The following is a 26,134-nucleotide window of genomic DNA, read 5'->3' as shown; positions in this document are numbered from 1 at the left end:
CCTGGGGCTGGCCGAGCGGCTCGCCGCCGAACGCCGCCGCTACGTCGAGGTGTTCTCCGCTGGTCAGGGCGGTGGCGTGGGGCGTCGGAACGGCGTCCGTCGAACTGGTCATGCAGGGCAGCCTAACGGCCGCCCGGCACGACAGCAAGCTGGCCCAGGTGCTCTACCACGACTGGGAAGCCGAGACCTACGACGACAAGTGGTCGATCTCCTATGACCAGCGCTGCATCGACTACGCGCGGGGCCGCTTCGACGCCATCGTGCCGGACGAGGTGCGGCGCGAGCTGCCCTACGACCGGGCCCTTGAATTGGGTTGCGGCACTGGGTTTTTCCTGCTCAACCTGATCCAGTCCGGGGTGGCCCGGCGCGGATCGGTGACCGACCTGTCGCCGGGCATGGTCAAGGTCGCCACCCGCAACGGGCAGTCGCTGGGCCTCGACATCGACGGCCGGGTCGCCGACGCCGAGGGCATCCCGTACGAGGACAACACCTTCGACCTGGTCGTCGGCCACGCGGTGCTGCACCACATCCCCGATGTGGAGTTGTCGCTGCGCGAGGTGATCCGGGTGCTGCGCCCGGGCGGCCGGTTCGTCTTCGCCGGCGAGCCGACCAGCGCCGGCGACGTCTACGCCCGCGAGCTGTCCACCCTGACCTGGCGCATCGCCACCAACGTCACCAAGCTGCCCGGCCTGGGCAGCTGGCGGCGTCCGCAGGCCGAGCTCGACGAATCGTCGCGGGCGGCGGCGCTGGAGGCCATCGTCGACCTGCACACCTTCACCCCGGGCGACCTGGAGCGGATGGCCTCCAACGCCGGGGCCGCCCAGGTGCGGACCGTCAGCGAGGAGTTCACCGCCGCGATGTTCGGCTGGCCGGTGCGCACCTTCGAGGCGTCGGTGCCGCCCGGGCGGCTGGGCTGGGGCTGGGCGAAGTTCGCCTTCAACGGCTGGAAGACGCTGAGCTGGGTGGACGCCAACGTGTGGCGCCGTGTGGTGCCGAAGGGCTGGTTCTACAACGTGATGGTGACCGGGGTCAAACCCTCCTGAGTGGTGGGCTGCGGTTCAGCGCGCAAGACGTCGGCTACCTGCGGTCGGCCGCGGGTGCCGCGGCGCTGGCGGAGGTCGCCCGGCTCGAGCTGACCGACGCCACCCGGGTCGCCCACGTCGCCGCCGCCCGCGCCCGATTCGGCGACCACGCCGCGATCCTGGTGGAGACGGTCCTGTTGCGCCGCCGCGCGGTGGACAAACTCGGCGGCCTTGCGACGCCGGCGTGGCTGTTCACCGACGAGGCGCTGCAGCAGGCCACCGCGGAGCCGGTGGCCTTGCACCGGGCCCGGCGACTGGCCGGCGCCGCCCCCGATTTCGTCGTGCACGACGTGACCTGTTCGATCGGCACCGAGCTCGCCGCGCTGCGGGCCTGCGGGGTCACCGCGGTGGGCAGCGATATCGACCCTGTGCGGCTGGCCATGGCCCGCCACAACGTGGGGGAGGCGGCCCTGCTCTGCCGCGCCGACGCCCTGCGCCCGATCACCCGCGACGCCGTGCTCGTCGCCGACCCGGCCCGGCGCGTCGAGGGCCGGCGCCGGTTGCGTATCGACGACTACCGGCCCGGCCTGGGCTCGCTGCTCGACACCTACCGCGACCGGCACTTCGTCGTAAAGTGCGCTCCCGGAATCGATTTCGATGAGGTGCGGCGCCTGGGCTTCGGCGGCGAGATCGAGGTGACGTCGTATCGGGGTTCGGTCCGGGAAGCCTGCCTGTGGTCGGCCGGGCTGGCGCGGCCCGGCGTGGGCCGGCGGGCCAACATGCTGGACCGCGGCGAGCAGCTGACCGACACCGACCCCGACGACTGCGGCGTGCGGCCGGCCGGTCGCTGGATCGTCGACCCGGACGGCGCCGTGGTGCGGGCCGGGCTGGTGCGCCACTACGGCGCACGGCACGGACTCTGGCAGCTCGACCCCGACATCGCCTACCTCTCCGGTGATGCGCTACCGGCCGCCGACCGCGGGTTTGAGGTGCTCGAACAGCTGGTCTTCGACGAGCGCCGCCTGCGCCAGGCGCTGTCGGCTCGCGACTGCGGCGCGCTCGAGGTGCTGGTGCGCGGGGTGCGCGTCGACCCGGACGCGCTGCGCAAACGGATGCGGCTGCGCGGGAGCCGCCCGCTGTCCGTGGTCATCGCCCGCATCGGCGCCCGGACCGCCAGCCGGGCGATGGCATTCGTTTGCCGGCCCTCCCGATAGCTCCGGGTACGCTGGCGGCGTCACTTCTCCGGGTCACCGGCCCTGGCCACTCTGCGAGGACGATTCCACGATGCGTTATCCGATAGCCGCTGCGCTGCTGGCGGCGGCGGTCCTGGTGGGCTGGCCGGCCGCGGCCGAGCCGCCGTCGTGTGCCGGTCTGGGCGGCAGCGTCGAGGCCGGCCAGCTGTGCCATCTGCACGCCACCGGCCCCAACTACACGCTCAACATGACCTTCCCCGCCGACTACCCGGACGAGCAGGCGCTGACCGACTACATCACCCAGAACCGGGACGGCTTCGTCGCGGTCGCGCAGAGTTCCGGCGGCCGCGACCAGCCCTACCAGCTGGAGGCCACCACCGAACAGCACAGCGCCGGGCAGCCGCCGCACAACACCCGCAGCGTGGTGCTCAAGTTCTTCCAGGACGTCGGGGGATCGCACTCGTCGATCTGGTACAAGGCCTTCAACTACAACCTGGGCACCAAGCAGCCGCTGACCTTCGACAACCTGTTCCCTCCCAACACCACGCCGCTGGACGCCATCTTCCCGATCGTGCAGCGCGACCTGGAACGCCAAACCCCTTTGGGCGCCGCCATTTTGCCGTCGACCGGCCATGACCCGACCCACTACCAGAACTTCGCCATCACCGACGATCAGCTAATCTTCTACTTCGCCCCGGGCGAGATGCTGCCGGCGTTCGGCGGGCCGCTGCAGGCCCAGGTGCCGCGCAACGCCATTCCGCCGCTGGCGATCTAGACCGGGCCGGCCTGCAACTCCATCGCGACGGCGGCGACCGCCAGCGCCACCTGCGCGAGGCACCCGATGATCGGGACGAAAAACGCCCGCCGCCGGCGCACCAGCAGGTACACCGCGAGCACGATGTCGATGAGCAACAGGGCCGCGCCGCCCCAGGTGGCCAGGTTCATGGCCCGGTCGATCCAGGCGGGATTGCCGCACTGCCGGGAGCCGCACGCATCGGTGGTCATCACCAGCAGACCCAGCAGCGCGAAGGTCGCGCCGTAGAGGCCGCCGTGGATGACCAGCAAGATGACCGTCGCCACGGTGTCGGCGGTGTTGCTGCGGCCGCTTCCTGCGGTACTGGTGGTGGCGGCGCCGGGCGCCGCGGGGTCGTCGATCGGCACTACAGCAGTATGTCCCGGTCAGGCCGGCGCAAAACCGTAAACCTGGCCGTCGCTGGTGGCGGCCACCACCCGGCGATCGGTGCCGACCGATACCCCGACGGGATACCCGGTCGCCGCGGGCAGCGCAGAGCTGTTCAACGTGCGGCCGCTGCCCGGATCGAACACCAGCAGCGACATGCCGGGGGCGCCGTTCGCCGGTGGGCCGCTGACCACCGCGTAGCCGACGCCGCCGCCGGCCAGGCTCGACGTCGACAGGGGGAACACGTCGTCGCGGCGCCACACCTGGTCGGCGTGATCACCCGCGTCCTTGAACGCCGCCAGCCGGGTGTCGGGCCCGCCGCCCGCCACGATCAGCCCCTGCGGGGTGACCGCGGGCGGCGTCTGCGCCAGGAAGCCCAGCGGCGCCGACCATTTCACCTTCGCATCGGCGGTGCGCAGCGCCCACAGCCGTTGGTCGCGGCCGTTGACGTAGACGGTCGATCCGTCGGCCGACAGCACTGGGCTGGCGATGATGCCGGCGCCGACGGCGTCGCTGGTCCATTCGCGGGTGAGCAGCGGCGTCTGCCCGGGGTGATACTTCAGCCCCACCAGACCCGCGGCCGGGACGCCGGGCTGCCAGACCCCGAGCACCACCATCCCATTGACCGGCGAGAAGGCGGGCGCGGCCGCGACGGGACAGCCCTGGCGGGCCGGGGCGCAGTCGGCGAGCCCGCGCGCGGGGTCGGTGGGGTCGACGCCGTCGACGAGATCGAGCGGGCTCCCGGTCACCTGGCCGCGATGGGAGTCGAAGACCAGCACCTGCCCCAGGTGGGTCGTGACGAGCAGCTCGCCCTGCCCGAGGAACCGCGGCGTGGTGGGCATGCCGATCACCGGCTGGCGCCACCGCGTCCACTGGGTGACCGGAAAGGACAGCATGGCCCCGGGCTGGCCGACATAGACATTGTCGAAACCGTCGAGCAGCGGGCCGCCGAAGCCCCCACCCTGGGCGAGCCGCACACACCAGCGCTGCCGCCCGTTGTCGTTGTTCTCCCACTCCATCAGCGAACATCCCGCCGACGTCTGGGCGTTGAGGACCAGATAGCCGCGCGCGCTGAGCGCCGGTCCGGCGGCCAGGCTTCCCTTGACCGACCGGGTCCATTGCAGCGACAGCTTGGTGGCGCCGCCGACGGTGGTGTAGCTGCTGTTGGCGGCGTCGGCGTACTGGGCCGGCCAGCCTTGCGCGGCCGCGGCGTCCACCCACGAGTCGGTGTTGCCGCAGGCCCCCAGCGGCACCGCGAGCACGGCCGCCAGCGCCACGGATGAACAACGCCGTAGCCCACTGACGAGTCGTCGGGCAAGCACGTCGGTTTCCAAGTCCTTCCGCAGGGGCGTTCGGCGGGTGCGGCGATCGAGTACACGTGAGGGTATCGCTTGGCCTCTCGACTAGGCTTTCCGGCCATGACATCCATGTGGGGTGCCCCGGTCCATCGTCGCTGGCGTGGATCAAATCTGCGCGACCCGCGCCAGGCCAAGTTCCTCACGCTGGCCTCGCTGAAATGGGTGCTGCGCAACCGCGCGTACACGCCGTGGTACCTGGTGCGCTATTGGCGGCTGCTGAAGTTCAAGCTGGCCAACCCGCACATCATCACCCGCGGCATGGTGTTTCTGGGCAAGGGCGTCGAGATCCATGCGACGCCCGAGCTCGCGCAGCTTGAGATCGGCCGCTGGGTGCACATCGGCGACAAGAACACCATCCGCGCGCACGAGGGTTCGCTGCGGTTCGGGGACAAGGTGGTGCTGGGTCGCGACAACGTGATCAACGCCTACCTCGACATCGAGCTCGGCGACTCGGTGCTGATGGCCGACTGGTGCTACGTCTGCGATTTCGACCACCGCATGGACAACATCGACCTGCCGATCAAGGACCAGGGCATCGTCAAGTCCCCGGTCCGGATCGGTCCGGACACCTGGGTGGGCGTCAAGGTATCGGTGCTGCGGGGCACGTCCATCGGGCGTGGTTGCGTGCTCGGGTCTCACGCGGTGGTCCGCGGGGTGATCCCGGACTACTCGATCGCGGTCGGCGCGCCGGCCAAGGTGGTGAAGAACCGCCAGCTCGCCTGGGAGAGCTCGGCCGCCCAGCGCGCCGAACTGGCGGCCGCGCTGGCCGACATCGAGCGCAAGAAGGCGGCCCGTTAGCCGGCGGCCTGCGGCTGCTCGTCGACCTTGAAGTGGAAGTTGACGTCGCCGGCGTCGACGTCGGTCACGGTCACCAGCACGCCGTATTTGTCGGCGCCGTCGGTGAGCTGACACCGTAACGTCGCGCCCGCAACGCCTTTGAGGTTGTCGGGGCAGGTCACCGCGTCCGGTTTGCGGCCGACCTGCTGGCCCACCTGGGTGCTGATCGCGCCGGCGACCTGGTTCTTGTCGACGGTCTCGACCATGTCGAACTTGACGTCCTTGCCGTTGACGCTGGTCACCGTGACGTTGACGTTGAACGGCCGGTCCTTGACCTTCATGTCGCAATTGATCTGCGCGCCGACCTTCGCGGGCAGATCGGTGGGGCAGTTCACCGACTCCGGTTTGTTGCCCGCCGCGTCGGTCATTTTGGCGGTGATCTGGCCGGCGACATCGCTCTTGCTCACCGAGTGCGAGGTGCCGACGGAACACGAACAGGCGCCGACGCCCGCGGCGAGTCCGGCCGCCGCGCCAGAGATCAGCAGCGCCCGGATGATGAAGTTGGTCATTGTCGCCTCCCGAACGGCTTGCCCACGATGAATGGGCTGATCCTGGCATGCTCATCGGTTTCGGGCGGACGATTCAGCAAACGGGTGCCGGCGGGCGTGGCCGTTGCTGCGTCCATGACCCACCAACGGCCACTCGTGTCACAGCGGTAACGTCTGCGCACCATAATCCGCTTTCCGATTCCGCTGGCGCGGGTGCTAGCACATGGCGGAAGGTTCGCATCAGTTCGCGGAGCCGGCGGGAGCGCCTCGACGGCGAATCCCGCTCAGATGCTCTGGTAACGCCGCAGCGCCTCGGCGCGCTCCGCGGCGTGGTCGACTATCGGCTCGGGATAGCCGTCGGGACGTTGACCCTTGCGCAGGTGCACGTCGTCGGCCGAACGCAGCTCCGGGACCCAGCGCCGGATGTAGTCGCCCGCCGGGTCGAACTTCTCACCCTGGGTGATCGGGTTGAACACCCGGAAGTAGGGCGCGGCGTCGGTGCCGCAGCCCGCACACCACTGCCAGCCGTGCTGGTTGTTCGCCATGTCACCGTCGACCAGCTGGTCCAGGAACCATTCGGCCCCCCATTGCCACGGCAGGTGCAGGTCCTTGACCAGGAACGAGGCCACGGCCATGCGCACGCGGTTGTGCATGAATCCGGTGTCGCGCAGCTGACGCATGCCGGCATCCACGAACGGAAAGCCCGTCTCGCCGGCTTTCCACGCCTCGAAGCGGCGGGCGGCCTGCGCGCCGGTGTCGGTCTGGATGCCGTCGAAATCGCTGTTCCAGTTCCGCCAGGCGCTGGCCGGCCAGTGGTGCAGCACGTCGGCGTAGAAGTCGCGAAAAGCCAACTCCCGCAAGAAGGCCTGTGCCCCGACGCTTCGCGCGTCCAGGTCGGCGACCAGGGTGCGCGGATGAATGGTGCCGAACTTCAGGTGCGCCGACATGCGGCTGGTCCCGGTCAGGTCGGGCCTGTTGCGGTCCTCGGCGTAGCTTTGTAAGCCGTTGTCGACGAACGACTTCCATTGTTTGCGTGCCGCCGCCTCGCCTGCGGCCACCTCGAGGGCCTGTCCGGGATCGGGGAGGTCGCACTGCTTGATGGGCAGGCTCGCCGGATCCAGCCAGCGCGCGGACTTCGCGTTCGACTTCGCCGGTTCCCGCCACCCGGTCTTGCGCCACTGGCGCAGGAACGGGGTGAACACCTGGTAGGGCGAGCCATCGGGTTTGGTGACGCGGCCGGGTGAGACGAGGTACGGCGACCCCGTCGCCATCAGCGGCACCGGACCCAGCGCCGCGCGCACCCGCTCGTCACGGCGCTTGCCGAACGGCGCGAAGTCTTCGGAGATGTGCACCGACGACGCCCCGATTTCCTTGACTATGCGGGGAATCTGCGTGTGGGGCTGCCCGCGGGTGACCAGCAGCCGGCCGTCGAGATCGTCGCGCAGCCGGCGCAGCGAGTCACCGAGGTACTGCAGTCGGCGTTGCCCCGAGGACTTTTCCAGGCGCGGGTCCAGCACGAAGCAGGCGAGCACCTCGTCGTTCTCGGCCGCGGCGAGCAGCGCCGGATGATCGCGCAACCGCAGATCTCGGCGAAACCACAGCAGTGCCGGCATAGTCAGCGGTTGAGTCGCCAGATGTGGGTGGACAAAACGGTCGCGAAGCCGCACCACAAGGGGTAGGGCAGCAACGCCAGCGCGCCGCGCGGTGTGGCTTGCGCCGTGCGCCTGACCAGATCGGCGCTACTGGCCGTCAGCGCCGCCGCCCCGATCGTGGCGGCCCCGAGTTTGTGGTACCGGAAGAACAGCCAACTCCATCCGGCGTTCAGGGCCAGGTTCGCCGTCAGCGCCGCCGCGTACGCGCGGGCCTTGTCGTGCTGCCCGGTTGCCTTCAGACGGTCGAGGGCTGCCGCCGACGTGACCGCGATGTCCCCGTAAAGCGTGGTCCACGCCGCGGGGAAGGCGGCACGGGGTGGCTGGTAGGCGGGCTTGCGAAGCCGCGAGTACCACCGGGACGTGGCGTCGCGGCTGGCGACGCTGCCGGCTGCGGCGGTTGCGGCCACGGCCAGGCTGGTCGCGGCCAGTATCGACCTGTTCATGGCGTGCTCCGTTCTGGTTGTCTCCGGTCCGCTTGTTGCTCAACGGTTTTGGTGCGTGCGGGATTGGTCGGCCACCAGATCCGGTCGCCGATGAGGGCGAACAACGCCGGGATGACCAGCGTGCGCACCACGAAGGTGTCGAGCAGGATTCCCAGGCCGACGATGATGCCAAGCTGGGTCAACACGATCAGCGGCAACACCCCGAGCACGCAGAACACGGCGGCCAAAACGATTCCGGCACTGGTGATCACGCCACCGGTAGCCGATACAGCGCGCACCATCGGAGCGCGGGCGCCGGGCCGCGCGGCTTCCTCGCGGGCCCGGGTGACCAGAAAGATCGTGTAGTCCACCCCGAGGGCCGCCAAGAACAAGAACGCGAACAGCGGGGTGGTGTTGTCCAGCGCTGGGAACCCGAAGACGTGCAGGCTCGCCCACCCACCCATGCCCAGCGCGGCCAACGCGCCCAGGATCGTCGCGGCCAGCAGCGTCGGTGGCGCCAGGGCCGAGCGCAGCACCGCGTACAGCACGACCAGGATGACGGCCAGGATCGCCGGGATCAGCAGCAGCCGGTCATGAGTGGCCGCATCACGTACGTCGAGGGCCTGCGCGTCGGGCCCGCCCACCAACGCCGCGGGGTCCACGGCTCGCGTCGAATTCCGCAGTGCCGCAACTGCATTGAAAGCTTGATTCGACGACGGCGGCGCGTCGATCACCACCGACCACTTCGTCAGCCCGGACTCCGATCGGCCGGACTCGGTCACCGAGACGACGCCGGGGGTGGCGGTGATTGCCTGCCGCAGCGCCGAGGCGTGATCCGTGCGTCCGATGACCAGCGTCGGGTTGGTCAGGCCGGCCGGAAAGTGTTGGGCCACAACCTGGTATCCCGCCACGGAGTCGGCGCGCAGGCGGAACTGTTCGGTCTGCGTCAGGCCGATCCGGGTTCCCAGCAGGCCGGTGCCCAGGACCGCCAGCACCGCGACGGCGACCGCCGCCACCAGAGCGGGGCGCCGATTCACCCATTCCGCGACGCGAAGCCACGCGCCGGCCCCGAGGGTGTCGCCGTCGTCCGCGCGCGGGATGAACGGCCAGAACAATCGCCGCCCGCAGCCGGCCAGCAGCGGGGGGAGGATCACCAGCACCGAAATCGCCGCGACGACAAGGCCGCACGCCGCGAGCGCGCCCAGGCTGCGGGTGCTCGGGGTGGACGCGAACAGCAGGGTGAGCAACGCCAACACCACGGTGGCGTTGCTGGCGACGATGGCCGGCCCCGCCCTGCGCACGGCCTCGCGCAGGGCGGCGCGGTGCGCGGAATGGCGGTGCAGCTCTTGTCGATACCGGGAGATCAGCAGCAGCGCGTAATTGGTGCCGGCGCCGAAAACCAGCACGCTGGTGATCCCGGAGGTGGCGCCGTCGAAACTCAGCCCGGTCAGCGATGCGACCGCCGTGCCGAGCGCCGCGGCCACTCGATCGGCGAATCCGACGACCAGCAGCGGGACCAGCCACAGCACCGGGGAGCGGTAGGTGGCGATCAGCAGCAGCGCCACCACCGACGTCGTCACCGCGAGCAGGGTGATGTTGGCGCCCGCGAACGCGCCGGCGATGTCCGCCCCGAAGGCGGGGCCGCCGGTCACGTGCACCTGCAGCTGCCCGGGCAGGCCGGTGGCCGCGGCCGTGCGCAGCGTGGTGACGGCGTCGGAGAGCTCGAGCCCGGACAGGTCGGCGTCGATGGGGACCGCGGCCTGGGCGGCCCTGCCGTCGCTCGACGGCAGCAGCGGGGTCGCCGCCGCATTCGCGCCGGGCCGCGAGGCCGCCAGCGCCCGGTCCCGAGCGGCCTGGGCGGCGTCGCGGTCGGACGCGGTCAGCACGCCTGCATCGGTGCGGCTGACCACCACGATCAGCGGCGCCTTGTCACCCCCGGGAAACTGCCTGGCCAGGGTCTCGACCCGGGCGGATTGCGCATCGACTGGAACGGATTGCGGGGATTGGCCCGCGGCGGCGTTACCGCCGATCAGGACCATCAACCCGACACCGAGCGCGGCCGCGATCAGCGCGAGCAACCAGCAACGCCGCCCCGTCACGGCGGCGGCCCCGGAATCCCACACCACGTTTACAACCCTTTCAGTTTGTTAAACATTAATCAACTGAAATGACGCATCGCGACGCGACGGCGCCGGCGGTACGCAGGAGGGGGCACTATGGACATTATGGACGCAGGGCCGGGGGCAGTGTCGGACGCGAGGGGGTACCTGCGATGACCGCTGACCGCGGCGAGATGACCACCCGCAAGCGGCGGCACATCGATGTCTGCCTGAGCGAGCCGGTCGGCTACGACGGCGTCACCACCGGGCTGGACCGCTATGAACTGCCGTACAACGCGCTGACCCAGACCAACCTGGGCGACATCGATTTGTCCACCGACTTTTTCGGTGCCCGCCTGCGGTCGCCTATCCTCATCGGCGCGATGACCGGGGGTGCGGAGTTGTCCGGGACGATCAACCGCAACCTGGCCGCGGCGGCCCAGCAGCTGGGTTTGGGCATGATGCTGGGCTCGCAGCGGATCATGTTGGACAGTGCGCTGGGGGAGCGGGCGGCGGACAGCTTCACGGTGCGCGATGTGGCGCCGGATGTCTTGCTGTTCGGCAACATCGGCTTGGCGCAACTGACCAAGGCCGCCGCGCCGGATCTGGCGAAGGCCCTGGACCGAGTGGGCGCCGATGCGCTTGCCGTGCACACCAATCCGCTCCAGGAGGCGATGCAACACAACGGCGACACCGACTTCGCCGGGTCGCTGAACAGGTTGCGCGAGGCCGCCGCCACCGTCGACTATCCGGTGCTGCTCAAGGAGGTCGGGCACGGCATCGGCGGCGCGGCGGCCGCGGAACTGGTCGGGGGAGAAGGCGAATTGCCGGTGGCCGGAATCGACGTCGCGGGCGCCGGCGGCACGTCGTGGTCGCGCGTCGAGCAGTTCGTGCGGTACGGCGAACTGCGCTACCCGCACCTGGCCGACTGGGGCATCCCGACCGCCCGCGCCATCGTGGAGGTGCGCGAGGCGCTACCGGCGATCCCCTTGGTGGCCTCCGGTGGCATCCGCACCGGTATGGATGCGGCCAAGGCGATCGCACTCGGTGCCGATGTCGTGGCGGTCGCCCGGCCGCTGCTGCCGGCCGCCATCGAATCGAGTGCCGCCGTGGTCGACTGGCTGCAGCCGTTCATCGACGAGCTGCGGATCTGCCTGCACGGCTGTGGTGCCGCAAACCTGGCGGACCTGCGCGGCGTCGACCTCGTCGGCGCGGACTAGGCCCGCGCGACGTGGCCGTCATCTTGGCCTACGGCTCGCCCGCCCTGGGGCATCTGCTGCCGGCCGGGGCGCTGCTCGCCGAGCTGACCCGGCGCGGACACGAGGTGCACCTGCGCACCATGTCGGCCGGTGTTTCGACGATGCGATCCATCGGCGTGCACGCCGCGCCGGTCGATCCGCGGATCGAGGCGATCGCCGGCAACGACTGGCAGGCGCGAAATACCTTGGGAGTGTTGAAGTTAACCATCGACGTGCTGTGCCGGCGGGCGGTGCTGGAAGTCGACGACTTTCGGCGTGCGGTGGGCGCGACCCGGCCGGATGCGGTGATCGTGGACGCGAACTGTTGGGGAGCCCTGTCGGCCGCGGACGCCGGGGACCTTCCGTGGCTGTTGTTCTCACCGTTCACCCCCTACCTGCGATCGCGCGGGGTGCCACCATTCGGTCCGGGATTTCGTCCGCTGCCGGGCATCGTCGGTGAGGTCCGTGACGCCACGGTGCGGCCGATCGTCAGGCACCTGTTCGACCGGCCAATGTTGCCTCGCGTCAACGCCATTCGCGCCGGGCTGGACCTGCCGCCGGTCACCTCGGTGGACGGCTTCATCCGGCGCGCGCCGCTGGTATTGGCGGTCGGCGGCGAGCCGTTCGAGTACCCGCATCCGGGATGGTCCGGCGTGGTGCACCACATCGGTGCCTGCGCATTCGAACCCTCGACGGCCGCCGCACCGGAGTGGATCGACGCCATCGAACGTCCGATGGTGCTGGTGAACACCTCCTCGTTGCGCCAGGGTGACGAGGCGTTGGGACGAATCGCGTTGCGCGCGCTCGCCGACGAGGACGTGCACGTGGTGGCGACGTTCCCGGCCGGTGTGCCCGCTGGTCTGCCGCGACCCGAGAACGCGACCGTGCGCCGGTTCGTGCCGCACGCGGCCATCCTCGCCCGCGCCAGCTGCGCCATCACGCACGGGGGGATGGGCACGACGTTGAAGGCCCTCGATCGGGGAGTGCCGGTCTGCGTTGTGCCCTTCGCGCGCGATCAGGCCGAGGTCGCCAGGCGAGTGGAGATGGCCCGCTGTGGAACCCGGTTGACCGCCAAGAAGCTCACCGCGGCGCGACTGAGAGCCAAGGTACGCAAGGCGATGACGATGGCCGACGGCGCGCAACGGGTGGCCGCGGGGCTCGCCGCGACGGGGGGCGTGGCCCACGGCGCCGACCTGATCGAGCAACGGCTACTGGGCTGCGCCGCCGAGCGGCCGGTTCACTAGTCGGGCGCGGCGCCGCGTCTCGCCGGACCGCGATGACCCTTGACCTTAGGTTCGGGGGCCGCGGGCGTCTTCGGACCCGGTGTGGCCAGCCGTGATTCGAAGCTGGCCATCGCCTCGATCATCGCGGTGAACACCCGATGCGCCGCCGCCAGGTCGCGATCTGGAAGGTCGGCCAGCGCCGTATGTAGCTCGGCGCCAAGGGGAGTGAAGAACGAGCGGGCCAGCGCCATGCCCGGCTTCTCGTAGCGAAGCAGGGTCTTGCGCCGGTCCTGGGGATCGGGTTCGCGACGGACGTGGCCGGCGTCGATCATGCGGTCGACCAGGTAGGTGATCGCGGCCGGTGAGACGTCCATGCGGCGGCGCAACTGGGCCGCCGTCAACGGCTCCCCGGCGGTTTCGGCGACCATGATGTGCAGCAACGCGTGAAAATCCGTGCTGCTGACATCGTTTTGCCGGGCGAAGTGCCGGCCGATGCGGTCGGACTGGGCGGTGATCGCGCGCATATCGGCCGACATCAATTTCTCGAGTTCGGCTCGATCTGGTCGCCGGTCAGCGGCGGCGCGCTTGGTCACTTACCCGCATCCTTTTTGCAAATACGCCGGCCAGCGTATCGGTGACCGCTATCCGCGGCAGTCGAAACGCGCCGGAGCGTTCGGTGGCCATCAGCCTACGGCACCCTCGGCGGATCGCCGCCGCGGCGGCTCAGCCGCGCCGAGCGGGCGCTATCGAGACTTCGCGGGGTCGTGGCCCCAGTTCATCAACGAGTACCGCCAGGGACTTTCATCGATGTCGCCCTGCGGGCGTTGCGCCAGGTGGCGCCTGGCATAACCGACCACCTTTCGCATGTGCGCGTAGTCGGCCTCGGTGAGGTCGGCGCGTTTGGCCTTGAGTATCTTGACGATGTGACGGCCACTGGCGTGGCCCGTGGCCTCGGCTCCGCTCCGCTTTTCGCCGACACTCTTCGATTCCTCGGTGCCGAGCCAGTTTTCCAGCTCGCGCGCCGTCATGTTGACGGTGTCCCGGAAGCGCTCCCAGGTGGTGTCATGGTCGTCGGTCACGGTGACTCCTCGATGCCGTTGTCGCGCATCACTTTGCGCGGCGCAGCGATTCGGGCTTGTGCACCGCGTCGGCTCCCGTCTTGTCGCTGCGCACCTTGTACTGCGGCTCGTCCTCGGACGCCCGCACCGTGCGCCCGGCGGCCTGAGTGTCGGAGGTGATCTTGCCCTCGACCGTGCCCCGGACCGTGGTGCCGTGGCTTTGCCACTCGACCTTGTCGCCCTTTTTGAATTGCTTGTCGCTCACCGGGATTCACCTTTCGCCGATTCGTCGCTGGGGGAGGCGGTGTGGGCCGGGTGTCCGTCGGTGCGTCGACGCTCCTTGAGGGCCATCTCGTAGACGTGGCGCCGCCCCTCGGTGAGCCGGCTTCGCACCAGCTGCTCGATCTGCGTGAAGCAGCGGTAGTAGCCGTCGTCGTAGTCCTCCAGCACCTGGAAGCTCCACCGGCCCGGCAGGACGTTGCGACCGATCAGCTCGGTGCTGATGTGTTGCGCCAGATCGGCGTGGCCGGTTTCGCGCAGCCGCGCCACCGCCTCGTCGAGTTGCAGGTCGGCCCGGCCGGTGAGCTGATGAAAGGAATACAGATGCCCGCGGGCGCGCTCGATGGTTTCCAGCGCCTCGGTCACCTTACCTACCGCCTGCGCCACGCCGTCGATCTCGCCATTGGCCATGCCGTCCATGCTTTCCCCCAGTTGGTCGGAGCATTCCCGCCGCAGGGCGGTGCGAATCGTCGATCCGGTGGTTCATCAGCTGAATGGTTAACTGCTTGGCGCGAATGACCTCGCCGCGCGCCGCGACGGTTTGAACGACTCCGCCCCGGGTATCTGATCTGGCGATGACCGTGATCGAGACGTCGCGACGGCTGGGCCGCGCCGAACGTAAAGTGCTGCGCCTGCAACGGCGCTTGTGGCTCGCGCAGTTGGCCATGTGGCCCACCGCGATCGCGTTGGCGGTCCTGCTTACGGGTGCGTCAGTGCTGGTGTGGCGGCGTTCGGCCCGCGGCCGGCACCGCTCGGTCACCACGGCGACCACTTCCTCCGCCACCAGCCCTGATGGCATGGCGGCGACGGGTCCGGAAGGCACGAAGTAGGCGCGGCTGCGCCGGGTGCGTGTCACGATCGCCGCGAGGCAGCGGCGTGAAACGTTCCGGTTCGCCGATCCCCGGGACCGGTCAGGTGGGGACTACGCGGTTCCACACCCGGTGCTCCTCGAGGCCGGCGACGAGCGAGGAGACGATGTCCGACGCGTCCGAGCCCGTGAAGATGCCTTCTCCTTCCGCCGGAAGGCCCGCTGCCGCAAGCAGATTGGTCCCCTGCGGCAGCACGCCGATCGGCTTGAGATGACGGAACGCCTCGTCCACGAGGGTTCGCGCACCGGCCTCGACCGGTGATCCAGCGACGAGAACGGCGTCGACCTCCACGGATCGTCCCGTCGAATACGTGCGAGAAACCGTTGGGCCGCCGTCGCGGTTCAGCTTTCCGCCGTGCGACGCGAACACGAGCGGAACCAGCTTGGCCGCGGTGATCGCGGCCACCGCCGCCGTCACCTCGCCGGTGTCGGATTCGGCGTCGGTGAGGATGCCGATGCGGCGACCGGCCACCGGCCACCGTTGGCCGACTTGCGACAGCGCCGGGCTGACCGCCGGGGCGGCAGGCGCCGCGGCCGGAACGGGCGGCTCCAAACCCAGCCGCGCGGCGACGGCGGCGCACAGTTCGGTGTCGATCTTCGCGAGGACCGCGAGCTCGCGTTCCTTGATCACCTGTTCGTAGCATTTACCCAACTCGAAGGCGAACGCCTCGACGACATGGGCTTGTTCGACGGGCTGCAGGCTCCGGTAGAACAAGGTCGCCTGACTGAAGTGGTCGTCGTAACTCGCGGGATTTGCGCGACGTTTGGTCGACGCGGGCAGCGGGACCGGGGACTCGATGAAGGCGGCGAGATCGGCTCCGGCGGCGAAAGGGCACCCACCGTCAATGGAATTCGGACGGTACGGCGCATTGCCGGGATGTACGCCGTGTTGGTGAAACCCGTCCCGCAACATGTCGTTGACCGGTGCGTGCGGACGGTTGATCGGGATCTGCGCGAAATTGGGACCACCCAGGCGGGTGATCTGCGTGTCGAGGTAGGAGAACAACCGCGCGTGCAACAGCGGGTCGTCGGTGACGTCGATGCCGGGAACCAGATGACCGATGTGAAACGCCACCTGCTCGGTCTCGGCGAAGAAGTTGGTCGGGTTGGCGTTGAGTTGCATGGTGCCGATGATTTGAACCGGGGCCAACTCCTCGGGCACGATCTTGGTCGAGTCGAGCAGATCGATGCCTTCGAACATTTGCTCCGGGGTGTCCGGGAACACCTGGATGCCCAGATCCCACTCGGGATAGGCGCCCGCCTCGATGGCATCGGCGAGGTCACGACGGTGGAAGTCGGGGTCGACGCCGGCGGCGATCTGCGCCTCCTCCCACACCAGCGAATGCACCCCCAGGCGTGGCTTCCAGTGGAACTTCACCAGCGAGGTGGTGTTGTCCGGCGCGACCAGCCGGAACGTGTGGACGCCGAAGCCCTCCATGGTCCGGTAAGACCGCGGGATCGCGCGGTCGGACATGGCCCACATGGTGTGCGCGGATGCCTCGGTGTGCAGCGACACGAAATCCCAGAAGGTGTCGTGCGCGGTCTGGGCTTGCGGGATCTCGCGATCCGGGTGCGGCTTGGCCGCGTGGATGATGTCGGGGAATTTGATGCCGTCCTGGATGAAGAACACCGGGATGTTGTTGCCGACCAGGTCGAACGTTCCCTCGTGGGTGTAGAACTTGGTGGCGAACCCGCGGGTGTCCCGCACGGTGTCGGCCGATCCGCGGGAGCCGATCACGGTGGAGAATCGGACGAATACCGCCGTCTCGGCGCCGGACTTGAGAAACCCTGCCTTGCACAGTTTTTCGGCTGCGCCGTTGCCGCGGAACACACCGTGGGCGCCGGCGCCACGAGCGTGCACCACACGTTCCGGAATGCGCTCATGATCGAAATGGGTGATCTTCTCGCGCAGATGGTGGTCTTGCAGCAGCGTCGGGCCGCGTTCACCGGCCTTCAGCGAATGATCGGTGTCATATAGCCGCACACCCTGGGCGGTGGTCAGGTACTCGCCCTGCTGTCCACGCGCGGTCGCCGGGCCCTCCACCGGTGTTCCGGTCGGGGTCCGAAGTTCCGGGGCGATTTGATCGTTCTTGGGTGGCAACGGCTCCCGCGGCGTCGTCGGCTCGGCGAGGTCTGGCGGCTCGGCACCCGGCGCGCTGGGAATGTAACCACTGGCCTGAGCCTGCTGGGCCTTCCCTTCGCGGACCAGATATTCCTGGCCGGACACCGCCCCGATGGCCTGCTTGGCCACTGCCTTGACGCCCTCGACGACACCCTTGACCGGGTTGCTGCGCCCGCCGTCCTCCGCCATCAAATCTCCTTGGTTGGCATGAATTCAGATACGGCCGCCTGAGGCATCAGGCGGCTTATCCCCGCGTTCCCCTCAGCGGCGCGGTGAAACCCCGGTTTGGGCATAAAAGTTGGGAACGGGCAAAACTGGTCGTGCCGTCTGGCGTCGGCAGCGCACCTGCCGCCGCACGGACAACCCGGCACGGAGCGTGCCAAGAGACCAGCTGGCGGCTTGACCCTACGAACTTGCGCGAACCTGGTAACGGCGCTGGGCGTAGGCGAGGTCGTCGCGCCACAGCTTGGTGGCCGCGTACCGCATGAACGGTGTGATGAGCGGCGCCGCCCGAGCGGCGCGCGTGAAACCGGGCCGGTCCGAATGCGCGATGGTGGCCTCCAGGACTGCGGTGCGCGGTCGACCGTCGGGTCCCGAACCCATTGGCGTCGCATGGGTTTCGACGACGCTGCCCGTCCCCTCGCCGTCCACGATGCGCATGACGATGGTGCGTGCCTCCGGGCAGCTGAACTCGGCGACGACCGGCACCCCGACGCGTCCCATCCGGAAGGTCACCGCCACCAGGAATCGGTCCGCCTCTTCGGTGGGGGTGGTGAGCACGTCGAGCCGGGTGAACGAGTAGGGGTGAAACCACGCGCCGTGCCACGGATCGAGCCGGTTGGCGATGATGTCGCTCGGTTCGCAGACACCCTCCAGGCGGGCGACCGCGCTCAGGGTGTCGCCGGCCGGACGTTGTGCGATCACCGGCCGGTCCAGTGGGTCCTCCGTGCCCACCGCGTCGAGGCGCACCCATGCCAGGACGCCGTCGTCGTGACTGGGCAACGGGCTCCAGCCGAATTCGCGAGCGTGTCCGTCCAGGGTCAGCCCGTGCCAGCGGCAGATCAGCGCGCCCCGGTGCACGGTGCCGGTGGCGAGGTCGGCACCCAAATGGGGGCAACTGCGGGGCCCCACGCACAACCGCCCGCGGTCGTCGCGCCAGGCCACGACCTCGACGCCGGCGACCCGGGCGCCGACGGGGCGCCCGGCGGGGACCTGGTGACTGGCGGCGAAGGCGTACCAGTTGCCGGTGGGTTTGCGCTGCGAGCGACGCAGCGCGCCCTCGATGATGGCGGGTTGCGCGTCGCGATAGGTCGGGCGCTGATCGGCCCACGACATGCGCGGGATCACCTGCAGAGGCCACCCTTTGGTCCGGGTGGCGGACAGGCGCTGCTGTAGCTGTTCGCGGAACTTCATGGTGTGGTGGATCTTTCGCGGGCGGCAAGCCATCGAAGCAGCGGTGACCGGCCTTGGGTGGGTACCGTGGCCAACGGGTGTCCGGCTAATCCCCATCGTTGCAGGAGTTGGTTCGCTGCGCACCAGCCGGTGGTTGCGGCGCGCTCCATGAGCGCCACCGGCAAGTCGATGCGGATGGCGTCGCCGGCCAGCAACAAGCCCGGCGTGGGCGTGCGGACCGGGGGACGGAAGGGATAGGAGCCCGGCGCAAACAGCGGGCAGTCGCTGCGATGCAGCAGCTTCTCGTGGACGATTTGCGCCGCAGCGGTTTCCGGATACACCCTGTGTAGCTGTCGTAGCGCGGCGTCCCGCGACGGCGCGGAATCCAGGGCGTACGAGTGCAACTCGACCACCGAACCATGATGCGCGCCGGCCCAGTCGCGGGCTTCGCTTTCGTAGCGCTCCAGCACGCTGATGTTGTCGAGCGGTTCATGGCCGGCGGTGCCCAAAAACGCCGGCCGGTGCGCCGCGACCGGTCGGTCGAGCCACAGCCGATGCACGGCGAACGGCGGCGCGCTGCGCAGCCGCGAGATCTGGGTGCGCCAGGCCTCGGTGCCCAGATCCGGGGACGCCGCGACGATCCGCTGTAAACCCGCGACGTCGGTGGCCAATACGACGGCGTCGACCTCGCAGTGGTCATCGGAATCAGTGTGCACCCGAAAAGACTTCGCCGGTGCGGTCTCGATGCGCAGCACCTTGGTGGCGAGCCGGAACCGCGCGCCGCGACCCTCGAGGTAGCCGCGCAACGGCTCCCACAGGGCGCTGTCGTAGTTCGCCGACGGCACGTCGAAGATCAGGCCCTCGGACGATCCGAGGAAGTAGATGTGAAACATGGTCGCCAGCTCGGCCGCGGAGAGCTGGGAGGGATCGGCGAAGAAGCTGCGGGAGAACACCTCGAACGCCAGATGCCTTGCGGCCTCGGGGAATCGGATGTCGGAGAGAAACGTCGCGGCGTCGGTGTGGTCCAGGCGCTGGTAGGTGCCGGGCACCGATACGGCGGCCAGCGGTGCGGCCGCGCGGGCGTCGATGCGGGTGAAGTCTCGCAGCCGGAACGTCGGGCTGCGCGCGGCGAAGACCACGGCGTTCCACGGCGGGGTGCGCGGCAGCCCGCGGAAGGTGTCGCGCCGTCCGGCGCCGTCGATCAGCGGGTAATCCGCGACGGGAGTGAGCATCCGCAGTTGCGGGTCGATCCGGCTCAGCAGGGCGCGCAGGTTGTAGTACTGCCGGAAGAACGCGTGGAAGCCGCGGTTCATCGCGAGCTCGGCGCCGCCGTCGCGCTCGATCCAGCCCCCCACCCGGCCGCCCAGGTAGCGCTCGCTTTCGATGACCTCGACGACGACGCCGCGCTCGGCCAACCCGGTGGCGGCGCTCAGGCCGGCGATCCCGCCGCCGACGACGGCCACCCGGGGGCGCTCGGGCAGCGCACCGGCGTCCGGCAATCCCGTTGGTGCGGCGAAGGTTCGGCGCCGCCGGTCGGCGGTCATCGCGGCGCGTCCGCCAGGAAGGTGTGCACGATGTTGGTCTCCCAACCGGGCATCGTCTCGCTGTGCACGGCGGTGAAGCCGGCGTCGGCGAGGCGGGTCTCGAACCGCGCGGCGCCGTCGAAATCCAATACGCTGCGCCACAGGTAGCGATACAGCCCGGCGTCCCGGGTGCGCCACCACCCGGCGGGAATGATGATGGCCCAGCACACGGCGTGCCAGATGCGGGTCGCGGCGGGGGAGTCGCGCACCGAGTATTCGTGCACCGCCAGGGTGCCGCCCGGACGCAACAGCTCGCGGAACCTGCGCAGCTGTGCGTCCCGGTCGGCGACGTTGCGGATCAGATAGGCGGCCAGGATGCCGTCGAACGGTCCGGTGATCCCGTGCTCGGCCAGCTCTTCGACCGGTGTGTGCACGAAGCGCACCGAGGCGGGCCACTGTTTGGCGCGCGCCGCGTCGAGCATTCCGCGCGAGGCGTCGACGGCGACAATGTCGGCCTCCGGTGCGACGGCGAGCAGCGCGGCCGTCGAGGCGCCCGTGCCGCAGCCGGCATCGAGCAACCGTAACCCGTTGCCGCGGTTCGGGATTCGCATTCGGCGCGCCGACAAGGTCAGCTGCGCGTGGTAACCGGGGCTGGCCCCGACCAGCCGGTCGTAAGCCGGCGCGCCCGCGTCGAACGCGGCCGCCAGGTCGGCGGGCGCGGGACCAGCATCACCGACGCGCACGTTGCCGCTCCCACAGCAGCAGCACCGCGGTGACCAACGCGAAGCCGAACAGAAAGTCTTCGACCGGGATGTCGAATGGGAAGCGCAGGCCGCTCAGCTGCCGATCGTCGTAGCTGACGACGGGGGAGCTGAGTTTCGTCAGCCAGCCGTCCACCGGGATCTGGAATCCCAGCACGATCAGCATCGACAGCCAGTACGCCGCACGCCGGAAGAGCCCGGTGCGCAGCACCGCCAATTCCAGTGCGCAGACCAGCAATACCGCCAGCGCGGCCGGCAGCGCGTAGCCCAGGCCCGTCATCGGCGGTGCACCTTGTCCAGGATGGTGGTCACGGCGTTGTAGGTCAGCAACGCGCAGACCGGAATGACGAGGAAGAACAGCACCTCTTCGATCGGCACCCGGAACGGGATGCCCAGGCCACACAGATAGGCGCGGTCGTAAGTCCACACGTGCGCGGCGACGGCGATCTCATCCCAGATCAAGAACACCGCGGCCACCGGCACGATCGCCTTGAGGGCCCTTCGCCACTGGCGGTAGACGCCGGGGCCGAAGATCTCCAGCGGCGCGGTGATCACCAGGCATGCGGCCAGCACCGCCAGGTATTGCCACCGATCGCTCATGCGGCCCCCGATTGACGAACGCCCCGCGCGCCGTTGCGCGCCCGCCACGACCGTATCAGTCCCGCACCGGCGACCCGAAGCCGTCGCGTCGTGCCGACGGTGGCACGGTGATCGAACACCGCGAAGTCGCTTCTTTCGATGCAGTCCAGGATCTCCGAGTACAGCGCCGCCGCGGTCGCCACGCACGGTCGCGAGCGGCGGGCGAGCGTGGCGATCCCGTCGGCGGCGAATCGATAAGTCTGCCTGGCGATTTCGTGCTGAACGGCCAGGGCGCGGCGCACCCGCGGATCGGTGCGGCGGTGGGTGTGACACCACGTCAACAGCTCCCGGTCGACCCCGTCGGCGGCGAGTTCGTCGGCCGGCAGGTAGACCCGGCCGCGCTGCAGGTCCTCGTCGACGTCACGCAGGAAATTGGTGAGCTGGAACGCGCGGCCCAGCGCCGCGGCGTACGGCGCCGCCTCCTGCACGGGCGTCACCGTGCCCAGTATCGGAAGCACTTGCAGCCCAATGGCTTCCGCGGAGCCGCGCATGTAGCGGTTGAGGGCCTTGCGGTCCGGATAGTCGGTGACCGTGAGGTCCATCCGCATCGACGCCAAGAAGTCCTCGAACAGCTCCGCGCTGATCCGATAGCGCCGCACGGTGTCGGTCACGGCGGCGACCAGCGGATCGTCGCGGTGCGCATCGCCGGAGAAGAATCGCTGCGACAGCTGCGCCAGCCGGCGACCGCGGACGTCGGCGCCGACCGCCGGGTCGAGATCGTCGAGGATGTCGTCGGCGTACCGGGCGAAACCGTACAGCGCATGAACGGGTGGCCGCTGGTCGGGCGCGAGCAACCGGGTCGCGAGAAAGAAGGTGCGGCCATGCGCGGCGTTGAGTTCCCGGCACCGGCGATACCCGTCGCGCAACCACGGGTCGTCGATCCCGGCCGCCGTCAGCTCGCCGCGCATCATGCCGAACCGGCTTTCATGTCGACGTGCGCGGCCGACCGCGCGGCGACCCCGGTGATGCGGTCGGCGGCGAGCCGCCCGGAAATCAGCGTGGTCGGAACGCCGACGCCGGGCACCGTGGAGGACCCGGCGAGCACCGCGTTGTCGATGCCGCGCACCAGGTTGCCCGGTCGAAACGGTCCGGTCTGGCCGAACGTGTGGGCCAGCGCGAACGGACTGCCGGCCGCCATGCCCTGGCGGGCCCAGTCGGCGGGCGTGACGACGCTCAAAACTGTTGCGTCGCATGGTAACCCGGGCAGCAGCCGGTCGCCGACGCGCGCGATCATGTCCTCGACGTAGCGGTCGCCGGCAGTTGCCCAATCGATGGTCCCGCGATCCAGGTTCGGGGCGGGGGCGAGCACGTAGAGCAGATCACGCCCCTCGGGCGCCAGGGTGGGGTCGCCGGCCGTCGGCCGGGTGACCAGAAGCGACGGGTCCCGCATGAGCCGGCCGTCGCGGACGATGTCGGTGAAGGTCTGATCCCACGCCTCGCCGAACAGGATGGTGTGGTGGGCGGTCGTGGATGCGACGGCGGGGCAACCCAGATGCGCCACAACGGCCGAGGGTGAGGCGCGCAGCCGCACGGCGCGACGCGGTGTGCGGCCCAGCAGCGCGTAGGTCTGCGGCAGTTCGGTGGTCAACACCACCGCATCGCAGGCGATGCGTCCGGACTGCTCGGTCACCACGGCGGTCACCCGACCGCCCGCCCGCTCGAGCGCGGTAACGGTTGCGCGGTAACGAAATTCGACGCCGGCGTCCGCCGCGGCCGCGGCCAGCGCGTCGGGCAGCGCCCGCACCCCGCCGCGCGGAAACACCACGCCCGAGATGGTGTCCATGTAGGCGATCACCGCGTAGACCGCCAGGGCGTCGCGCGGCGCCACGCCGGCGTACAGCGACTGGAAGGTGAAGATCCGCTGCAGCCGCGGGTCGCTGATGTGCCGCTTGACCATCCGGTCCCATTTGCGGAAGCCGCCGATCGCGGTCAGCCGCGCCAACTGCGGGGTGAGCAGCGACAGTGGTGAGTCGAAGTTCGCGGCGATGAACCCGTCGAATTCGGTGCGGTACAACCGTGTCAGCCACTCCCGAAGCCGCCGATAGCCCGCCGCCTGCGCGAAGCCGGCGAACTCGGCGACGGCGTCGGCCATCCGATCCGCGTCGCTGTGCACGTCCAGCGCGCTGCCGTCGGCGAACACGGCGCGATAGGCCGGGTCCACCGTCAGCAGCTGGATGCGGTCGCGTAGTTGTTCGCCGACCGCCGCGAACGTCTCGTCGATGATGTCCGGCATGGTGAGCACCGTCGGCCCGGTGTCGATGCGGTAGCCGTCGATGTCGAGGCGACCGGCCCGCCCGCCGGGCCACGGCTCGCGCTCGACCACCGTGACCGCACGGCCCCGGCCGGCCAGGTGCAACGCCGCGGCAAGGCCGGCCAGTCCGGCGCCGACCACCACCACGTGATCTCCGCGCCCTTCGATGGTCCGCATGATCAACAGGCTCCCCGGTCGGTGCTCGTCATTCGGCGCGATCCGTGCAGACGGCTGCCATTTCGGCCAGCGCGGTGCGAACCGGCCCATCGATCGGCAGGTCGCCGAGGTGCTCGCACGCGGAAGCGATGCGGTCGCCGATCATCTCCTCGATCAGCCGCACCGCCCCCGTCTCGACGATGAGCGCTTTCCACCTGTCGATCGCGGTGTCGTCGAGGGTTTCACGATTCGCGAGTTCGTGAAGTTCACGCCGCACCGGTGCATCGGCCAACTGGTGGGCGGCCACCACGACGCTGGTCGCCTTGCGCTCGAGCAGGTCGCCCGCACAGGGCTTGCCCGTGCTGGCCGGCGAACCGAAAACGCCGAGGACGTCGTCACGGAGCTGGAACGCCTCCCCGACGGCGGCACCGTAGCGGCCCAGTTGGGACAGCGTTCGATCGTCGCACCCGGCCATGGCCGCGCCGATTTCCAGCGGCCGGCGCACGGTGTAGTTCCCCGACTTGCGCCGTGCCACGTCGAGCACGACTTCCAGCCCGGGTATCTGCCGCGCGTCGTTGATCAGGTCGGCGAACTGCCCGACGGCGAGCTCGGTGCGCATGGCGTCATAGCGGGGCCACACGCGTTGCAGGCGCAGCGGCTCGACGCCGCTGTCGCGCAGCATCTGTTCGGCCCAGATGAGGCACAGGTCGCCGAGCAGGATGGCGGCCGATTCGCCGAATCGCCGCGACGAGCCGGACAGGCCGCGCTCGCGGTGCCACTGGCCGAATTGGCGGTGCGCCGAGGGGCGTCCGCGCCGTTGCGCGGAACCGTCCATGACGTCGTCTTGCAGCAGCGCAAAGGCATGCAGCAATTCGAAACTGGCCGCGGCCCGCAGCGCTGAATCGTCGGGCGCCGCGCCGCATAGCCAACCCAGGTACACAAAGGTGGAACGCAGGCATTTACCGCCGGAGACGAACTCCACCAGGATGTCGCCGGCGGCGTCGATGCGCGCATCGTCGAGCTCGCTGACGCGCCGCGCGGCGACGAAGTCCGCGACGTCGCCAAGCACCATCCGGCGCACGTTCGATCGCCACGCTTCGAAGTCGTCAGCGGTGCACCAACCGATGGCCACCGGCGGCGAGGCCGTGGCCGGCGAAAACGACAAAGCCCTCATGTGCGCAAGCGCTCCCTCCCGGACGGCTTGGCATGCCCAGGCCTGCGCGGTCCAAACACACGCGTCATACCCGCCGATGAGGCGGGCAAAACCACAGCGCTGACCGCCAGACGCGCCCCGCGTCGCCCGCTACCGACATACCACCTTGTTCAATAACTTAAACATTAATTTAATGAACTTCAGCCGGTTGCGCCAGGCGAGCGAGCGGGCGGCGGCCGGCGGCGGGCCCGTCGACGCATCCTCACTTAACCGTTAAGGAACTGAAATAACGGCCGATCGGCGATATGCTGCATACAGATATGGACGCTGATGCCCAGCGCTGCGGCCGCGATGAGCTGGAGTCGCTGATCTCGGCCGATCTGCGGGAGCTGTCAACCGAGTCCGATCAGATCGGCCGGTTGTTCGCGCCGATACATAGCATGCGGCCCAATGACTTTCGCGCCCTGCTCCACATCATGGCGGCGGAAACCGGCGGGCGACCGATGACCTCCGGCGACCTCAGTCACCGGATGGGGTTGTCGGGATCGGCGATCACCTACCTGGTGGACCGGCTGATCGACGGGGGTCACATCCGTCGTGACAACCATCCGGCGGATCGCCGAAAGGTGTTGTTGCGCAACGACGAATACGGTCTGGCCACCGCGCGGTCGTTTTTTAGCCCGCTGAGCAGCCATACCCGGATCGCACTCGGCGGGCTATCCGATGCGGACCTGAGCGCCGCGCACCGAGTGCTTCGCGCGCTCATCGACGCATTGCGGCGCTTCGCAGACGAGCTGGGCGACGGACCGAAACCCTGACCAGTGCAACGGGTTAGGTCGGCGTTACGACGCGGCGCTGTGTGTGGTCGTGGGCCGGACCGCTGCCCCGTCGACCACGCTGCAGTAGACGCGCGCCTTGCGGAGCTCGTCGTTGAGGAACAGCAGCGACCGTGCCGAGGCTGGGTGCGTAGACGAACAGGTTGAGTTCACAGCTGCGTCTCTAGCGCGAGCGCTGCGGCAAAGCGCTGTCACTCCCTTCTCACCACTCCGATAGGCGCTTTCATGGCTGCTATTCGCGCCGCAAATTCGGCGGACCCACATGACCCCGCACAGTGCCGGTACACGGCTCACTTCGACAGGGCACACCTGTTCGTCTACGCACCCAGCCTCGGCACGGTCGCTGCTGTTCCTCAACGACGAGCTCCGCAAGGCGCGCGTCTA

General features: G+C 69.4%; 27 protein-coding genes and 1 pseudogene. 9 read left to right on the top strand and 19 right to left on the bottom strand.

The features are described from left to right. The 4 genes and pseudogenes from A5659_RS28955 to A5659_RS10530 all read left to right on the top strand — a co-directional run. Positions 1-94 (top strand): annotated as a pseudogene (locus A5659_RS28955) (enoyl-CoA hydratase); the annotation flags it as partial. 16 nt (positions 95-110) lie between these two features. Then, positions 111-1,043: a class I SAM-dependent methyltransferase gene (locus A5659_RS10540; RefSeq protein WP_067180902.1), complete on the top strand. Its 933-nt coding sequence runs from the start codon at positions 111-113 to the stop codon at positions 1,041-1,043. Next, on the top strand, positions 1,001-2,236 hold the full coding sequence (locus A5659_RS10535; protein WP_231997804.1) for a class I SAM-dependent methyltransferase: 1,236 nt from the start codon (positions 1,001-1,003) through the stop codon (positions 2,234-2,236). Before A5659_RS10540 ends, A5659_RS10535 begins: the two co-directional genes overlap by 43 nt. A gap of 70 nt (positions 2,237-2,306) precedes the next feature. Next, positions 2,307-2,990, top strand: coding sequence for an esterase (locus A5659_RS10530; protein WP_066881238.1), 684 nt, complete (start codon positions 2,307-2,309; stop codon positions 2,988-2,990). On the opposite strand, the gene A5659_RS10525 is transcribed toward A5659_RS10530, so the two are convergent. Both A5659_RS10525 and A5659_RS10520 read right to left on the bottom strand, forming a co-directional pair. Then, positions 2,987-3,376, bottom strand: coding sequence for a DUF6264 family protein (locus A5659_RS10525; RefSeq protein ID WP_067019741.1), 390 nt, complete (start codon positions 3,374-3,376; stop codon positions 2,987-2,989). The two genes, A5659_RS10530 and A5659_RS10525, sit on opposite strands and share 4 nt — an antisense overlap. An 18-nt stretch (positions 3,377-3,394) precedes the next feature. Beyond that, complete coding sequence (locus A5659_RS10520; RefSeq protein WP_197497973.1) at positions 3,395-4,672, bottom strand: PQQ-binding-like beta-propeller repeat protein; 1,278 nt, start codon at positions 4,670-4,672, stop codon at positions 3,395-3,397. A 141-nt stretch (positions 4,673-4,813) separates the two neighbouring features. Between A5659_RS10520 and A5659_RS10515 the strand changes: the two genes are divergently transcribed. Beyond that, positions 4,814-5,551: an acyltransferase gene (locus tag A5659_RS10515; protein ID WP_066862245.1), complete on the top strand. Its 738-nt coding sequence runs from the start codon at positions 4,814-4,816 to the stop codon at positions 5,549-5,551. Here the strand turns inward: A5659_RS10515 and A5659_RS10510 are convergent. The 4 genes from A5659_RS10510 to A5659_RS10495 all read right to left on the bottom strand — a co-directional run bounded on the left by A5659_RS10510 (position 5,548) and on the right by A5659_RS10495 (position 10,278). Continuing rightward, positions 5,548-6,099, bottom strand: a complete 552-nt coding sequence (locus A5659_RS10510) for a DUF4333 domain-containing protein (RefSeq protein WP_066862242.1) — start codon at positions 6,097-6,099, stop codon at positions 5,548-5,550. The two genes, A5659_RS10515 and A5659_RS10510, sit on opposite strands and share 4 nt — an antisense overlap. A gap of 263 nt (positions 6,100-6,362) precedes the next feature. Next, positions 6,363-7,691, bottom strand: a complete 1,329-nt coding sequence (locus A5659_RS10505; protein ID WP_067180892.1) for a deoxyribodipyrimidine photo-lyase — start codon at positions 7,689-7,691, stop codon at positions 6,363-6,365. Positions 7,692-7,693: 2 nt separating this feature from the next. Next, on the bottom strand, positions 7,694-8,173 hold the full coding sequence (locus A5659_RS10500) for a TspO/MBR family protein (protein WP_067180889.1): 480 nt from the start codon (positions 8,171-8,173) through the stop codon (positions 7,694-7,696). Then, positions 8,170-10,278, bottom strand: a complete 2,109-nt coding sequence (locus A5659_RS10495; RefSeq protein ID WP_067180886.1) for an MMPL family transporter — start codon at positions 10,276-10,278, stop codon at positions 8,170-8,172. Before A5659_RS10495 ends, A5659_RS10500 begins: the two co-directional genes overlap by 4 nt. A gap of 146 nt (positions 10,279-10,424) precedes the next feature. On the opposite strand from A5659_RS10495, the gene fni reads away from it, so the two are divergent. Beyond that, positions 10,425-11,471, top strand: coding sequence for a type 2 isopentenyl-diphosphate Delta-isomerase (fni, locus tag A5659_RS10490; RefSeq protein ID WP_067180883.1), 1,047 nt, complete (start codon positions 10,425-10,427; stop codon positions 11,469-11,471). Between the two features lie 11 nt (positions 11,472-11,482). Beyond that, positions 11,483-12,733 carry a glycosyltransferase gene (locus A5659_RS10485; RefSeq protein WP_067142183.1) on the top strand — a complete coding sequence of 417 codons (1,251 nt, stop codon included), beginning with the start codon at positions 11,483-11,485 and terminating at the stop codon, positions 12,731-12,733. Here A5659_RS10485 and A5659_RS10480 read toward each other — a convergent pair. The 4 genes from A5659_RS10480 to A5659_RS10465 form a co-directional block, all read right to left on the bottom strand. After that, positions 12,730-13,305 carry a MarR family winged helix-turn-helix transcriptional regulator gene (locus A5659_RS10480; RefSeq protein ID WP_066881221.1) on the bottom strand — a complete coding sequence of 192 codons (576 nt, stop codon included), beginning with the start codon at positions 13,303-13,305 and terminating at the stop codon, positions 12,730-12,732. The two genes, A5659_RS10485 and A5659_RS10480, sit on opposite strands and share 4 nt — an antisense overlap. Positions 13,306-13,455: 150 nt before the next feature. Further along, the gene (locus A5659_RS10475; protein WP_082976017.1) at positions 13,456-13,791 is read right to left on the bottom strand and encodes a DUF3140 domain-containing protein; all 336 of its coding nucleotides are present in this window, start codon (positions 13,789-13,791) and stop codon (positions 13,456-13,458) included. Between the two features lie 28 nt (positions 13,792-13,819). Continuing rightward, complete coding sequence (locus A5659_RS10470) at positions 13,820-14,035, bottom strand: DUF2945 domain-containing protein (protein ID WP_066862218.1); 216 nt, start codon at positions 14,033-14,035, stop codon at positions 13,820-13,822. Further along, positions 14,032-14,460, bottom strand: coding sequence for a hypothetical protein (locus A5659_RS10465; protein ID WP_156748804.1), 429 nt, complete (start codon positions 14,458-14,460; stop codon positions 14,032-14,034). Before A5659_RS10465 ends, A5659_RS10470 begins: the two co-directional genes overlap by 4 nt. A gap of 164 nt (positions 14,461-14,624) precedes the next feature. Between A5659_RS10465 and A5659_RS10460 the strand changes: the two genes are divergently transcribed. Then, on the top strand, positions 14,625-14,879 hold the full coding sequence (locus A5659_RS10460; protein ID WP_066862212.1) for a hypothetical protein: 255 nt from the start codon (positions 14,625-14,627) through the stop codon (positions 14,877-14,879). An 81-nt stretch (positions 14,880-14,960) separates the two neighbouring features. Here A5659_RS10460 and A5659_RS10455 read toward each other — a convergent pair whose 3' ends face one another. The 9 genes from A5659_RS10455 to A5659_RS10415 form a co-directional block, all read right to left on the bottom strand. After that, positions 14,961-17,228, bottom strand: a complete 2,268-nt coding sequence (locus A5659_RS10455) for a catalase (protein WP_067180880.1) — start codon at positions 17,226-17,228, stop codon at positions 14,961-14,963. Between the two features lie 216 nt (positions 17,229-17,444). Continuing rightward, positions 17,445-18,452 carry a DUF5914 domain-containing protein gene (locus A5659_RS10450; RefSeq protein WP_067180877.1) on the bottom strand — a complete coding sequence of 336 codons (1,008 nt, stop codon included), beginning with the start codon at positions 18,450-18,452 and terminating at the stop codon, positions 17,445-17,447. After that, positions 18,449-19,975, bottom strand: coding sequence for an FAD-dependent oxidoreductase (locus tag A5659_RS10445; protein WP_067180874.1), 1,527 nt, complete (start codon positions 19,973-19,975; stop codon positions 18,449-18,451). Before A5659_RS10445 ends, A5659_RS10450 begins: the two co-directional genes overlap by 4 nt. Beyond that, complete coding sequence (locus tag A5659_RS10440) at positions 19,972-20,697, bottom strand: class I SAM-dependent methyltransferase (protein ID WP_067019070.1); 726 nt, start codon at positions 20,695-20,697, stop codon at positions 19,972-19,974. Before A5659_RS10440 ends, A5659_RS10445 begins: the two co-directional genes overlap by 4 nt. Further along, positions 20,684-20,995 carry a lycopene cyclase domain-containing protein gene (locus A5659_RS10435; RefSeq protein ID WP_067180871.1) on the bottom strand — a complete coding sequence of 104 codons (312 nt, stop codon included), beginning with the start codon at positions 20,993-20,995 and terminating at the stop codon, positions 20,684-20,686. The genes A5659_RS10440 and A5659_RS10435 overlap by 14 nt, the downstream gene beginning before the upstream one ends. Beyond that, entirely contained in the window at positions 20,992-21,315 is a 324-nt protein-coding gene (locus A5659_RS10430; protein WP_066878317.1) for a lycopene cyclase domain-containing protein, read from the bottom strand. Before A5659_RS10430 ends, A5659_RS10435 begins: the two co-directional genes overlap by 4 nt. After that, positions 21,312-22,265 carry a phytoene/squalene synthase family protein gene (locus tag A5659_RS10425; RefSeq protein ID WP_067180868.1) on the bottom strand — a complete coding sequence of 318 codons (954 nt, stop codon included), beginning with the start codon at positions 22,263-22,265 and terminating at the stop codon, positions 21,312-21,314. Before A5659_RS10425 ends, A5659_RS10430 begins: the two co-directional genes overlap by 4 nt. Continuing rightward, on the bottom strand, positions 22,262-23,782 hold the full coding sequence (gene crtI / locus A5659_RS10420) for a phytoene desaturase family protein (protein ID WP_066862276.1): 1,521 nt from the start codon (positions 23,780-23,782) through the stop codon (positions 22,262-22,264). The genes A5659_RS10425 and crtI overlap by 4 nt, the downstream gene beginning before the upstream one ends. A gap of 28 nt (positions 23,783-23,810) precedes the next feature. Continuing rightward, positions 23,811-24,935 (bottom strand): polyprenyl synthetase family protein, encoded by a 1,125-nt coding sequence (locus A5659_RS10415; protein WP_067180865.1) that lies wholly within the window; start codon positions 24,933-24,935, stop codon positions 23,811-23,813. A 284-nt stretch (positions 24,936-25,219) separates the two neighbouring features. Between A5659_RS10415 and A5659_RS10410 the strand changes: the two genes are divergently transcribed. Beyond that, positions 25,220-25,732 carry a MarR family winged helix-turn-helix transcriptional regulator gene (locus A5659_RS10410; protein WP_067180862.1) on the top strand — a complete coding sequence of 171 codons (513 nt, stop codon included), beginning with the start codon at positions 25,220-25,222 and terminating at the stop codon, positions 25,730-25,732. Positions 25,733-26,134: the final 402 nt, after the last annotated feature.

Source organism: Mycobacterium sp. 1165196.3, from assembly GCF_001673415.1.
Classification (GTDB): Bacteria; Actinomycetota; Actinomycetes; order Mycobacteriales; family Mycobacteriaceae; genus Mycobacterium; species Mycobacterium europaeum_A.
This window is presented reverse-complemented; position numbering and strand designations above follow the sequence as displayed.

Bases quoted from the DNA above. Each gene is read 5' to 3' on its own strand.
- A5659_RS10445 (WP_067180874.1), bottom strand. From the start codon at position 19,975: ATGACCGCCGACCGGCGGCGCCGAACCTTCGCCGCACCAACGGGATTG.
- A5659_RS10500 (WP_067180889.1), bottom strand. From the start codon at position 8,173: ATGAACAGGTCGATACTGGCCGCGACCAGCCTGGCCGTGGCCGCAACC.
- A5659_RS10455 (WP_067180880.1), bottom strand. From the start codon at position 17,228: ATGGCGGAGGACGGCGGGCGCAGCAACCCGGTCAAGGGTGTCGTCGAG.
- A5659_RS10460 (WP_066862212.1), top strand. From the start codon at position 14,625: ATGACCGTGATCGAGACGTCGCGACGGCTGGGCCGCGCCGAACGTAAA.
- A5659_RS10430 (WP_066878317.1), bottom strand. From the start codon at position 21,315: ATGAGCGATCGGTGGCAATACCTGGCGGTGCTGGCCGCATGCCTGGTG.
- A5659_RS10435 (WP_067180871.1), bottom strand. From the start codon at position 20,995: ATGACGGGCCTGGGCTACGCGCTGCCGGCCGCGCTGGCGGTATTGCTG.
- A5659_RS10450 (WP_067180877.1), bottom strand. From the start codon at position 18,452: ATGAAGTTCCGCGAACAGCTACAGCAGCGCCTGTCCGCCACCCGGACC.
- A5659_RS10410 (WP_067180862.1), top strand. From the start codon at position 25,220: ATGCTGCATACAGATATGGACGCTGATGCCCAGCGCTGCGGCCGCGAT.
- crtI (WP_066862276.1), bottom strand. From the start codon at position 23,782: ATGCGGACCATCGAAGGGCGCGGAGATCACGTGGTGGTGGTCGGCGCC.
- A5659_RS10425 (WP_067180868.1), bottom strand. From the start codon at position 22,265: ATGATGCGCGGCGAGCTGACGGCGGCCGGGATCGACGACCCGTGGTTG.
- A5659_RS10465 (WP_156748804.1), bottom strand. From the start codon at position 14,460: ATGGCCAATGGCGAGATCGACGGCGTGGCGCAGGCGGTAGGTAAGGTG.
- A5659_RS10540 (WP_067180902.1), top strand. From the start codon at position 111: ATGCAGGGCAGCCTAACGGCCGCCCGGCACGACAGCAAGCTGGCCCAG.
- A5659_RS10505 (WP_067180892.1), bottom strand. From the start codon at position 7,691: ATGCCGGCACTGCTGTGGTTTCGCCGAGATCTGCGGTTGCGCGATCAT.
- A5659_RS10530 (WP_066881238.1), top strand. From the start codon at position 2,307: ATGCGTTATCCGATAGCCGCTGCGCTGCTGGCGGCGGCGGTCCTGGTG.
- fni (WP_067180883.1), top strand. From the start codon at position 10,425: ATGACCGCTGACCGCGGCGAGATGACCACCCGCAAGCGGCGGCACATC.
- A5659_RS10515 (WP_066862245.1), top strand. From the start codon at position 4,814: ATGACATCCATGTGGGGTGCCCCGGTCCATCGTCGCTGGCGTGGATCA.
- A5659_RS10510 (WP_066862242.1), bottom strand. From the start codon at position 6,099: ATGACCAACTTCATCATCCGGGCGCTGCTGATCTCTGGCGCGGCGGCC.
- A5659_RS10415 (WP_067180865.1), bottom strand. From the start codon at position 24,935: ATGAGGGCTTTGTCGTTTTCGCCGGCCACGGCCTCGCCGCCGGTGGCC.